Source organism: Frankia sp. CoBUL1, assembly GCF_978021245.1.
This window is the reverse complement of the sequence record NZ_CDXDOS010000100.1, coordinates 1-11,614: the sequence shown is the minus strand read 5'-3', so window position 1 is coordinate 11,614 and position 11,614 is coordinate 1. Positions and strand designations below refer to the sequence as shown.

Below are 11,614 nucleotides of genomic sequence, written 5' to 3'. Positions count from 1 at the left end.
GGATGGCGGCGCCGCCATCCCGCCCGGCGCCGCCATCCCGCCCGGCGCCGCCATCCCGCCCGGCGTCCCCTCCGCGCAGGGCACGGCCGCGCGGGCCGCGCTGCACCGCCTCGCCGAGGGCAAGGACGAGTGGGCCGCGCTCGGTGACCTCGCCGCCGCCGAGGTCCTGTTGCCCGACCTCGGTAACGACATCACCGATCTGTCGGAGGAGGACGACAGCCTGCTGCAGCTGCCGGTGGCCGAACGGCAGGACGGCACCCAGTTCGTCCCGACGTTCACCTCTGAGCAACGCCTGGCCGAGGCGCTGCCGGAGGTGGCGCGTTACCGCACGGTCCAGGTGGCGGCCCTGGGCCGGATCTGGCCGTCCGACGATCTTCTGCTCGCGGTCGATCCCGGCTCGGAGGGCGGCATCGCCCTGCCGGCGGACGGCCTGCGGGCGCTCGCCGCGATGTCCGGCTGAGGCCCGCCTCGGCCCGGCATCACGTCACGTCACGGTCGGGGGTCACGGCGCGGTCGGGGGTGTCCGTGTTGGCTCGACTGTGCCCGCCGGAGGGCGCTGGCGGGCCGGCGTGTCGCGGGTGAGGCACGCAACATCGGCTGGGTCAGCCTTGTCGCTCCGCGTCGTTCGTAGGCCAACTGACATCGCTGTGACCTGCGTTTTTCCAGCTACGGCAGGGCTTTGCCGGGCAGGCGAGGCAGCCGCCACGATGATTCGGGGCGGTCATCGACGGGTCGTAGTCCTACCGAACGTCGAACCTACAGTGGCGCGTGGGCCGTCCCGTGCCAGAATGACCGACGTGGCCTCAGCCCCCGTCCTCGAGAAGGCTCCTCCACCACACCCGACGGCCAACCGTCCCTCGATGGTCTCGGTTGGCACGGTCGTGTGGCTGTCGTCGGAGCTGATGTTCTTCGCGTCCCTGTTCGCGATGTACTTCACGATCCGTTCGGTCAACAGCGGCAACTGGCCGCCGGTCACCGGCGACCCCGCCGGATCCGAACACGGACCCGTGGAGCTGCACGTCGGGTACGCGTTGTTCTTCACCGTGATCCTGGTCCTGTCCAGCGTCACCTGCCAGCTCGGCGTGTTCGCCGCCGAGCGTGGTGACGTGTACGGGCTACGGCGCTGGTACCTGATCTCGCTGATCATGGGTCTGGTGTTCGTCGGCGGCCAGGCGAACGAGTACTTCAGCGAGAACAAGTTCACGATGGCGTCGCACGCCTACGGATCGGTGTACTACCTGACCACCGGTTTCCACGGGCTCCATGTGATCGGCGGTCTCGTCGCCTTCTTGATGGTGCTGGGCCGATCGACGTACGGGCGCTTCACACCGGAGAAGGCGACCTCGGCGATCGTCGTGTCGTACTACTGGCACTTCGTCGACGTTGTCTGGATCGCCCTCTTCGCGACCATCTACCTCCTCCAGTGAGCGACATGACTGCATCCTCGGGCTCCTCGTCATCCTCGGACACGCCGTCGGGCATCCCACCGTCGGGCACCCCGGCGTCGGGCACTGCGGCGTCGCGATCCTCGGTGTCGGTCGCCGCCACGAAGCGGTTCTCGCGCGGACGAACGGCGTCCGCGCGTCGCCGCCGGAGGTCCTCCGCGCTGGTCATGGTCCTCGGCCTGCTGGCCACGGGGGTGCTGTGGACGGTGCTGGCGCCGGGCGGCAACGCCGCGCAGACCCCGGACGCCAACGAGGCGGTCCGGCAGGGCCGGGCGCTGTACCTGCAGGGCTGCTCGACCTGCCACGGGCTGGGAGCGCAGGGCACGAACACCGGGCCCAGCCTCATCGGCGTCGGCGCCGCCGCGGTGGACTTCCAGGTGTCGACCGGCCGGATGCCGCTGGCCGCCCCCGCCGCGCAGGCCGACCGCAAGCCCCCGATCTACTCGGCGACCCAGATCGACCAGCTCGCCGCGTACATCCAGAGCCTTGGCGGCGGCGAGGAGGTGCCGAAGGTCACGGACGCGGCGCTCAACGACGCCGACCTGTCGCACGGCGGCGAGTTGTACCGGGCCAACTGCGCGCAGTGCCACCAGGCCGTCGGGCAGGGCGCGCCGCTGACCTACGGCAAGTTCGCCCCCTCGCTGAGCGAGGCCACCCCGGTGCAGGTCGTCGAGGCCATGCGGACCGGGCCGGAGTCGATGCCGGTGTTCGGCCCGCGCCAGCTGAACGAGGAGGACGCGACCGCGATCGCGGCCTACATCAAGCACATGAAGGAAGCGCCGAGTGCCGGTGGGCACAGCCTCGGTAACTACGGTCCGGTGCCCGAGGGACTGCTGGCCTGGCTGGTGGGCGTCGGTGCCCTGCTGGGTGTGTGCCTGTGGATCGGAGCGAGGCAGAAGGTATGAGTGACCAGACGGGCCGGGGCACGCCGGGGCCGGCGGATTCCGGTGCGGACCAGCCGTCCGTTCCGACGGACCGGCGCATGCACTACCCGGGCTACCAGGGCGAACCGGCCGACGAATCTGACCAGGACTCGATGAGCAGCATCTTCAGAAGGGCGAAGCACCCGGTGGACACCTCCGGCCAGCCCGCCGGGGGATCCGGGGTGTCCGCCGGCGGCCCGGACGTCCCGGCCGGGACGTCGGACGGCCCGGAGGCCCTGGGCACGCCGCCCCACCAGACCGACTCGACCCGTGAGCCCACGACCACGGCCGTTCGCCCGCAGACTGGGGTTATCCAGCCGACCTACGGGGAGCGGGCCGCCGGTGGGGTGACCGTTCGTCCGCCGCGCGCGCAGGACGTGGACCGCCGGGCCGAGCGGCGGGCGGAGCGGCTGATTGCCGGCTGGTTCCTGATCTCGGTGATCGGCACCGTCGGGTTCGTTGTCACCAACTTCGTCGGTGACAAGTACAAGGCGTACTACACCCCCTCCCTCGGGGCCGCGCTGGGCCTTGCCGTCGGTGGGCTCGGCATCGGCCTGATTCTGTGGGCCAAGCGGCTGATGCCGCACGAGCAGGCCGTGCAGGAGCGCCACGCGTTCGCCTCCTCCAAGGAGGAGATCGCCGTCACCGAGGAGGAGATCGCGGCCGGGTTCGCCGACACCGGCCTCGCGCGCTACCCGTTGCTGCGCCGCACCCTGCTCGGGGCGGGCACCGTGCTCGGCGGGCTGATCGTGGTGCCGCTGCTGAACCTGACGAACACCAAGCCGGGCAAGAAGCTCGACCACACGAGCTGGGTGAAGGGTGCCCGCCTCGTCACGGAGGACGGCCGTTACGTCAAGCTCGGCGACGTCGCCATCGGCGGCATCGAGACGGTGTTCCCGGCCGTTCCGGTGACCGAGTCCGACGGCACCGTTGCGTACCAGCCGAAGACCGATGTCCAGACCAAGGCCGACAGCACGACGCTGCTCATCCGGCTGCCACCGGGGGTCGACCGCCCCCGCAAGGGCCGGGAGGACTGGGGCGTCGACGGCCACGTCGCCTACTCCAAGATCTGCACCCACGCCGGCTGCCCGGTCAGCCTGTACGAACAGCAGACCCATCATCTGCTCTGCCCCTGCCACCAGTCCGTCTTCGACGTGCGGGACGGCTGTCGGGCGATTTTCGGGCCGGCCAGCCGGTCCCTGCCACAGCTTGCCATCGCCGCGGACAAGGACGGGTTCCTCTACGCCCGTGACGGTGACTACCACGAGCCCGTCGGTGCCGCCTTCTGGGAGCGCTCATGACCACCGCATCCGCCCCCGAGTTCGTCAAGCGGCCGGGCCCGATCCGGAAGGCCAACCGTGAGCTCGACGAACGGTTCGGCAACCAGGCCTTCCTGCGGCGCAACCTGAACAAGGTCTTCCCCGACCACTGGTCGTTCATGATCGGGGAGATCGCCCTCTACAGCTTCGTCGTGCTGCTGCTGACGGGCATCTACCTGACTCTGTTCTTCGACCCGTCGAACACCGAGGTCATCTACAACGGTTCCTACGTCCCGCTCAAGGGCGTGGAGATGAGCCGGGCCTACGCCTCGACGCTGGACATCAGCTTCGACACCCGGGCCGGTCTGGTGTTCCGCCAGATCCACCACTGGGCCGCGCTGGTCTTTGTCGCGTCGATGATCGTGCACATGTTCCGGGTGTTCTTCACCGGCGCGTTCCGCAAGCCCCGTGAGACCAACTGGCTGATCGGCATCGGTCTGGTCGCCCTGTCAATGCTCGAGGGCTTCGCCGGCTACTCGCTCCCGGACGACCTGCTCTCCGGCACCGGTCTGCGGATCGCGGCCTCGATCGCCCAGTCCATCCCGATCATCGGGACGTGGGCGTCGTTCCTCGTGTTCAACGGGGAGTTCCCGGGCGTCAACTTCCTGCCCAGGCTCTACGTGACGCACATTCTGCTGGTGCCGGGTGTCCTGCTCGCCCTGATCGGCGCGCATATGGGCATCCTGTGGCACCAGAAGCACACGGACTTCCCCGGGCCGGGCAAGACCGAGGACAACGTCGTCGGCCACCGGGTCTTCCCCGTGTTCGCGGTGAAGTCCGGCGGGTTTTTCATGCTGGTCTTCGCGATGCTCGCGCTGCTCGGCGGTCTCGCCCAGATCAACCCGATCTGGATGTTCGGCCCGTACGACCCGTCGAAGGTCAGCTCGGCCTCCCAACCGGACTGGTACATCGGCTTCCTCGACGGCTCGACCCGGCTCATGCCGCCCTGGGAGTTCCGCGGGCTCGGGCACACCATCCCCGCGGTGTTCTGGCCGACTGCCGTCCTGCCGGGCATCCTGTTCACGCTGGCGGCGCTCTATCCCGCGCTGGAAGCCAGGTTCACCGGGGACGCGAAGCCGCACAACCTGCTGCAACGGCCACGGGAGGCGCCGACCAGGACCGCGATCGGCGCGATGGCGATCAGCTTCTACCTGGTGCTGATGATCTCCGGCGGTAACGACATCATCGCCAAGACCTTCAGCATCTCGCTGAACGCGATGACCTGGGCCGGCCGCATCGGGCTCATTGTCGTGCCACCGATCGCCTATGCGGTGACGAAGAAGATCTGCATTGCGCTCAACCAGAAGGACGCCGAGATCGAGCATCACGGCATCGAGACCGGGATCATCCGCCAGCTTCCCAGCGGGGAGTTCGTGGAGGACCACCGCCCGAAGCCGACTCCCGTCCCCGACCATCCGCTCGTCCCGACGGACCGGTTCGAGCTGCCGGCGGCCAACGGGCATGGCGACGGTCACGGCAAGGGGCTTGCGCGCCGCGCAGGCAAGGCCGTGACCGGGTTCTTCGTCGAGGAGAAGCAGCCACCCGGCGGCGGCCGGCAGTAGCCGTCCGGCCTGACGGAGCACGTCACGTCAGGCCGACGGGAACCATCCGTCACCGTCATACGTACGTACCGACCGGCCGGGGGCCGCACCGAATCCGGCTGCGGCGCGGATGGCGCCCGCGGCCGGCCAGCTCCACTCGCCCTCCAGCCGCACGAGCCGCACCCCCGGCCCACCGAGCCAACGGGCGATGCGTTCGGTCTCCTCGACGGAGGCGCACGGGGCCGGACCGGGCCGCGGCCGCACCGTCTCGGCGCTGGCGACCGCGGCGTCGACCCAGGGCCGCGGATCGACACCAGGCGGCACGCTCGCCGCCGACACCAGCCGACCGTGACGCACTACGGCCAGATCCCAGCCGGCCTCGGTGGTCGGGGTCGCGGCGACGAGCTCGGCGACCCCGGTGAGGGCCGACAGCCGCTGGGCACGTGCGGCTGCGCGGACGAACGCGATCATCCGGTCCCGCTGGACGGCGGCCTCCTCGTAGCGCCGCTCGGCGGCCAGCCGGTCGATCCGCCGCGTCGAGGCGGCGATGACCAGGCCCGGATCGCCGGTGATGGCGGCCCGGGCGGCGGCGACGTGCCGGCCGTAGCTCGCCACGTCCTCCCGGCCGTCGCACGGCGCTCCGCATCTGCCGAGGTCGGCGAGGGTACAGGCGGGCCGGCGCACGCGCGGGGACAGGCGCCCGGAGCACTGGCGCAGCGGCACCGCGGCCAGCAGCGCCTCGGCGGCGGCGTCGGCGGCGCGGACGCTGCCGAACGGCCCGAGATAGGTCGCGTCGTCACGGGCGGCGCGCACCCGTGAAAGCCGTGGGAATGGCTCGTCGGTGAGCTTGAGATAAACGGAGCGCTCCGGGAAGCGGGATCGGCGGTTGTACGGCGGCTTGTACTCGGCGATCAGCCGCAGTTCCCGGACCTCGGCCTCCAGGGCGTGCGCGCATCCGATCGCGTCGACCCGCTCGGCCAGCGCCACCATCTCCGCCATCCGCGTCCGGGGTTCGCTGGCGGTGAAGTAGGTACGGACCCGGGAGCGCACCGAACGCGAGCTGCCGACATACAGGGCTCGTTCGTCGGCGTCCCGGAAGATGTAGACACCCGGGCCCGTCGGCAGGCCGTCGGCCAGATGCCGTTTGCGTCGCTGGGCCGGCGACACCCGGGAGCTGTAGTCGTGCAGGTCCTCCAGGGTGGTCACGCCCGCGTTACCGAGCCGTTCGAACAGCCCGTGCAGCACGTCGACGGTGGCCCGGGCGTCCGCCAGCGCCCGGTGGCGGGGCTCGACCGGGCTGCGGAACAGCGAGGCCAGCGACGTGAGCCGGCAGTCGGGGCTCTCGTCTCTCGTGACCACCCGCCGGGCGATACGCAACGTGTCCAGATACTCCCAGGCGGGCACCGGATAGCCGCAGAGCTCGACGGCGGCGCGCAGGAAGCCGAGGTCGAACGGGGCATTATAGGCGACGAGAACGGCGCCGCGGGCGAACTCCAGGAAGGTAGGCAGCACCTGCGTGACCGGCGGCGCCGTCGCCACCATCACGTCGGTGATGCCGGTGAGCACCGAGACCATCGGAGGGATGCCGACGCCCGGCCGGACCAGGGTGGCCATCTCGGCGAGGATCCGGCCGCCGCGGACCCGGACCGCGCCGATCTCGGTGATCTCGTCGCGTCCCGGGGAGGTGCCCGTCGTCTCCAGGTCGAACACGACGAAGGTCACGTCCGCCAACGGACGACCGAGATCATCCTGCCGGCCCTGCCGGCCCTGCCGGCCCTGCCGGCCCTGCCGGCCCTGCCGGCCCTGCCGGGGCGGCCGGGGACGGTCCGGGGCGGGATCTGGGCGCACGGCGTCACGGTAGGTCCCACCCCCGACAGTTTTGCGCCCGGGATCGTCCGCGGACTCGGAGGCGAAAGCAGGTCCGCCTCGCCGCACGTCGTCACGGAGGTTCCGGGTCACGGAGGTTCCGGGTCACGGGCCGATGGAAAACGACTGACGCTACCTGCTCCGTAGGGCGCCGGGTGTGCCACGGGCCGGTATTGGCCACGAAATTCTCCGCGGTTGTCCCTTTCATGGTCCCGTCGGGGCAGTCTGGTGCTTCTGTCGGGGCGTGCGCTCAAGCGTGCGGCCCACTCGGCAGGCCTGCGTGCATCGAATGCGGAATCATGCCCAGGTGGCATGGTTCGAGACGAACGGCATTCGAGTGGCGCGGGTCGCGGTCGACTGTTTGAACGTTGACGTGATGGTGCGCTTCTGGTCCGCCGCATTGGGATACGAGGTGAGCCGGCGTGACGACGGGGCGATCCTGCGTCACCCGGCCGGCGCGGGACCCAAGCTCCTTCTCAGGCCCGGGGCGAAGCGCAATGCCGGCCGTAACCGGCTTCATCTGGATCTCTACGCCGTCGACGCGGAGCGTGTGATCGGCTGGTTGTCGACCCTCGGTGCCCGCCGGGTATCCCGGTACGACGACGACGGGGAGAGCGGATACGTTCTCAAGGATCCGGAGGGTAATGAGTTCCGGGTGATGACGGTTGGGCCGGCGGGATTTGCGCGCCCCTTCGTCTGACACCCCGGCGGGCCGGACTCCCGCGGGGCCGGACTCCCGGCGCGCCCAGCGGAAAACGTGACAGCTCGACGGCCGGGTGAACGGCCGTCGGCCATCGGGTGCTGTCGTCACGTGCCGGACGACCCGGTCGATAGGGTCGCACCCATGCCGAGCGTCTTCACCCGGATCATCAACGGCGAGCTTCCCGGTCGCATCGTCTACTCCGACGAGCACGTGGTGGCGTTCCTGACGATCGCGCCGATCCGGCCGGGACACACCCTGGTTGTTCCCCGCACCGAGATCGACCACTGGATCGATCTATCCGATGACCTCCAGACCGCGCTGTGGAGCGCCGCGGCGACGGTGGGCCGTGCCATCGACGCGGCCTTCCGACCTCGGCGGGTGGCCGCGCTCGTCGCCGGGCTGGAGGTCCCGCACGTCCACGTGCATCTCCTGCCGATCGAGGACGAGACGCAGATCGACTTCAGGCTCGCCGACCACAACCCCGACTCGGCCGAGCTCGATGCCGTGGCCGAGCGGATCCGCGCCGCCCTCGGCTGAGCCGGGTACCGGTCTGGCGCGGTTCTGGCGGTTCTGGCGGTTCTGGCGGTTCGTAGGGTTACGCGGCGGTCAGAGCTGGAACTTCGGCGGATCGACGGCGAACAGCGGTTCCCAGTTCAGGATGGCGTGCCCGGGCGGCGCATCGATGACGATGTTGCCCCGGACCCGTTGCCCGGCCTTGAGAGTCGACACCGACAGCCGCGGCGCGACGTTTTCGTAGCTGCCGTCGTACCGGGTGCCGTCGGAGGTCTGGATGTAGAAGTCGGACGGCGAGGCGGACGTCGACCCGCGGCTCACCTCGACCGTCACGTTAATGACGTAGTAGGCCCCCTGGGTGGGCGCGTCGCCGTACTGGGTCACCTTGCCGGTGGTGGAGCAGACGCTGTTGAGGGTGACCCTGGCTTCGAAGTCGCTGACCGAGGAGGTGGCCCGGCCGACGGCGGTGCCGGACCCGCCGATCGTCGCGGTGCCGGCCGCCGGCGCGTGCTGTGGCGTCACCGGAACGCAGTTCGGCACTCCGTTCGGGGCGGTCGCGGTGGTCGCGGTCGGGGTGGTCGCGGTCGCAGTGGTGTTCGGGAGGTCGGGCACGGTCACCGTCGGGGCCGGCGGGGAGGCGATCTCGGTGCCGTCACCGCCGCGCACCGCGAGGGCGATCACGACACCGAGCACGATGGCGGCGACCACGGCGAGGGGCACGATGATGAACAGCGGATTGGCCCGCTGCCGGGGCGGAGGCAGCGGGCTGCCCTGCTGCCAGCCGTCGGGCGGCGGGTAGCCCCCCGGGAGGTTGTGGTAAGCCCCCGGGGGGTTCTGGTAGGCGTCGGGAGCGCCCTGGTAGCCGACCGTCCCCGGGTATGGGGCACTCCCACCCTGGTAGGGCCCGGCAGCCGCGGCCGGGGGATTGCCAGCCGCCCGGTTGTCCCCAGCCCTGCCGTTCGCCGGGCTGTCCCCACCCGGGCGCGGCGCCGGGGTGCTGCGGGGCGCCGGGGTACCCGCCCCACTGCTGCCCACCCGGTTGTGGGGCGGTGCCTGGCCAGGCGAGGCGTGTCTCCTCCGAGTCGGGCTGGTTCGGCTGGCCGGGCTGGGGCGCTCCCCACGATGGGACCGGGGCCGCCGGGGGAGTAGAGGACGAACCGGAGGTGGGGGTGCTGCTGGGGTCCGCGGGCTGGTGCCAGGGATCACTCGGCTGCCTCCACGCCTCCTGGCTCCCGTCACCGCTGGGGGGCTGGTGAGGCGGGTTCTGGTCGGTCACGATGATCCTCTCAGGCGCAGCCAGGGCCGCGTTCGGAAGAAATCGAGCATAAGGGGCGCGCCTCGCGAGGCTACATAAGCCGACTTTCACCTAAGACAATGACCGCCCAGCCGTAGGCCGCCGACGTACCGATCTGGCCGGTAGCGGCTGTGAGTGCCCTGAGCTCTCCCGATAAGCTGTACTGTCATCGTTCTCCCCGTCGGCTCCGGAGTCCCGCGTGCCTTGCTGTCTGGCCGGTTGGACGAGCCGTTGGAGATACGGCCCGCCCAGTTTTTCCGTCGTGCGCATGATGACGGACATTTCGTCGCCACCCTCGGGTTCGCCGCATGCGTGAGCCGCTTCCGGCGCCGGTGCGGGCGCATGTCGTCGAGTTCGCCGAGCGGACGCTGGCGGATCTTCCCGAGCCGCAGGTCCCGCCGTCGCTGGTCGCGGTGCGCCGCTTCAAGCCCTCCCGCCGTGTCCGCCAGGGGGCCGTCCCGCTGGCCGCGGCGGTGGACGGTGACGTGTTCCGCGGCCGGGTCGCCGAGTGGATCCACCGTCATCATCCCGAGCTTGTCGAAGCCGTCAGCTCGCCGGACGGACCGCCGCCTGCGGCGCCCCCCGAGAAGATCGCCGCGGTCGCGTACCTGCTGCGGGTCTCCGGCTGGCAGGAGCTGGTCCAGGTCGCCGCGGCGTCCACGTCGGAGGCGGCGGCCCGCAGCCAGGTTGACGAGGCCGGGCGGACGATACTGCGGCTCACCGAACAACTGGAGACGAGCAAGCGCATCGCCGCGGCCGAGCAGGAGGAACTGCGCGAGCAGCTGCAGGCAGCCCGGGCGGAGGCGGACGAGGCGCGCCGGCGGCTGCGCTCGTCCGCTGCCGGGATCCGGCAGGCCGAGCAGGCCACGCGGGAGGCCCTGACCGCGGCCGAGGCGGCCCGGAACGCCGCCCTGGCCGCCAGCCGGGATGCCGAGGCGGAGACCCGGCGGCTGCGCGGCCGGGTGGCGGAACTGGAGAGCGCGCTCGCCTCCACCCGCCGGGACAGCCGCGAGTCCCGCAGCGTCGATGACGCCCGGTTGCGCGTTCTACTTGACACCCTGATCGCCTCGGCGCACGGCCTGCGACGCGAACTCGACCTCCCGACGATGGTCGCGAGGCCCGCGGATCTCATCGCTCGCGGCGGAGCCGGTCCGAGCAACGGCCCGCAGGCGTTCGTCGGGGCCCGCGGGCGGCCGGACGACGACCCCTCCCTGATCGACGAGGTGTTGGCCGTCCCCGGGGTCCATCTGATCATTGACGGGTACAACGTGACCAAGCGGGGCTACGGCCGCCTCACCCTGCAGGCACAGCGTGAGCGGCTGCTGTCCGGACTCGGTGCGCTCGCGGGCCGCAATCCCGACAGCGAGGTCACGGTCGTCTTCGACGCCACCGCCGTCGTGGCCCGGCCGGTGGGTGTCGCCATGCCTCGGGGGGTGCGCGTGCTGTTCAGCCGGCCCGGGCAGCTCGCTGACGAGGAGATCGTCCGGCTGGCGCGGATGGAACCGGAAGGCCGCCCGGTCTTCGTCATCACCTCCGACCGGGAGGTCGCGGAGAACTGCGTCGCAGCCGGAGCCCGGGCGGTGCCCTCGGCCGCTCTGCTGGCCCGCCTCGACCGGTAGGGGATCCGCCGGGCGGGACTTTCGCCGGGCGGGACTTGTCCGCCGAGAATTGTCGGACCCTGGACCTACCGTCGGTGAAGTCGGGAGATCGGTGCTCGGATTGTTTGTCGTCGCCGACCTCCACCGGTTCGGATCCGGAAGGTGCGCACGATGCTGATCGACTGTGACTCCTGCACCGCCCGTGGTGCCAGGTGCGCCGGCTGCATGATGACCGTCCTGCTCCCGGCGTCGGGCCCGCCCGTCGGCTGGGACGCCGAGGAGCTCGAGGCATTGCGGTTGCTCGCCGATGCCGGTCTGCTGCCCCCGCTCGCCGACGTGCGGACGGCCCTGCTGGACCAGGCGCCGCGGCCGGACCAGACGCCGCGGCGCCTGGTCCAGCAGGGCCGTCCGC

At 71.0% G+C, this 11,614-nt stretch carries 11 protein-coding genes; 9 read left to right on the top strand and 2 right to left on the bottom strand.

The features are described 5' to 3' along the window. The 5 genes from AC08OX_RS09595 to qcrB form a co-directional block, all read left to right on the top strand. Positions 1–460, top strand: a 460-nt coding sequence (locus AC08OX_RS09595) for an SseB family protein (protein WP_476607484.1), incomplete at its 5' end; no start/stop codon positions are given. Between the two features lie 400 nt (positions 461–860). Further along, the gene (ctaE, locus tag AC08OX_RS09590) at positions 861–1,427 is read left to right on the top strand and encodes an aa3-type cytochrome oxidase subunit III (RefSeq protein ID WP_023841255.1); all 567 of its coding nucleotides are present in this window, start codon (positions 861–863) and stop codon (positions 1,425–1,427) included. A 5-nt stretch (positions 1,428–1,432) separates the two neighbouring features. Next, positions 1,433–2,350, top strand: a complete 918-nt coding sequence (gene qcrC / locus AC08OX_RS09585) for a cytochrome bc1 complex diheme cytochrome c subunit (RefSeq protein ID WP_476607483.1) — start codon at positions 1,433–1,435, stop codon at positions 2,348–2,350. After that, complete coding sequence (qcrA, locus tag AC08OX_RS09580) at positions 2,347–3,669, top strand: cytochrome bc1 complex Rieske iron-sulfur subunit (RefSeq protein WP_476607482.1); 1,323 nt, start codon at positions 2,347–2,349, stop codon at positions 3,667–3,669. The genes qcrC and qcrA overlap by 4 nt, the downstream gene beginning before the upstream one ends. Then, the gene (gene qcrB, locus AC08OX_RS09575) at positions 3,666–5,249 is read left to right on the top strand and encodes a cytochrome bc1 complex cytochrome b subunit (RefSeq protein WP_476607481.1); all 1,584 of its coding nucleotides are present in this window, start codon (positions 3,666–3,668) and stop codon (positions 5,247–5,249) included. Before qcrA ends, qcrB begins: the two co-directional genes overlap by 4 nt. 27 nt (positions 5,250–5,276) lie before the next feature. Here the strand turns inward: qcrB and AC08OX_RS09570 are convergent, their stop codons facing one another. Then, a complete protein-coding gene (locus AC08OX_RS09570) occupies positions 5,277–7,076 on the bottom strand; it encodes a DEDD exonuclease domain-containing protein (protein WP_476607480.1) in 1,800 nt (599 codons plus the stop codon). Between the two features lie 307 nt (positions 7,077–7,383). Between AC08OX_RS09570 and AC08OX_RS09565 the strand changes: the two genes are divergently transcribed. Together AC08OX_RS09565 and AC08OX_RS09560 are read left to right on the top strand one after the other, a co-directional pair. Further along, positions 7,384–7,794, top strand: a complete 411-nt coding sequence (locus AC08OX_RS09565; protein WP_011437488.1) for a VOC family protein — start codon at positions 7,384–7,386, stop codon at positions 7,792–7,794. A 144-nt stretch (positions 7,795–7,938) separates the two neighbouring features. Then, positions 7,939–8,334 carry an HIT family protein gene (locus AC08OX_RS09560; protein WP_476607479.1) on the top strand — a complete coding sequence of 132 codons (396 nt, stop codon included), beginning with the start codon at positions 7,939–7,941 and terminating at the stop codon, positions 8,332–8,334. 69 nt (positions 8,335–8,403) lie between these two features. On the opposite strand, the gene AC08OX_RS09555 is transcribed toward AC08OX_RS09560, so the two are convergent. After that, positions 8,404–9,345, bottom strand: coding sequence for a DUF4352 domain-containing protein (locus tag AC08OX_RS09555; RefSeq protein WP_476607478.1), 942 nt, complete (start codon positions 9,343–9,345; stop codon positions 8,404–8,406). A gap of 567 nt (positions 9,346–9,912) precedes the next feature. Between AC08OX_RS09555 and AC08OX_RS09550 the strand changes: the two genes are divergently transcribed. Next, positions 9,913–11,223 carry an NYN domain-containing protein gene (locus AC08OX_RS09550; protein ID WP_476607477.1) on the top strand — a complete coding sequence of 437 codons (1,311 nt, stop codon included), beginning with the start codon at positions 9,913–9,915 and terminating at the stop codon, positions 11,221–11,223. Positions 11,224–11,373: 150 nt separating this feature from the next. Continuing rightward, positions 11,374–11,614 (top strand): hypothetical protein (locus tag AC08OX_RS09545; RefSeq protein ID WP_476607476.1); only part of this gene is annotated, 241 nt, incomplete at its 3' end.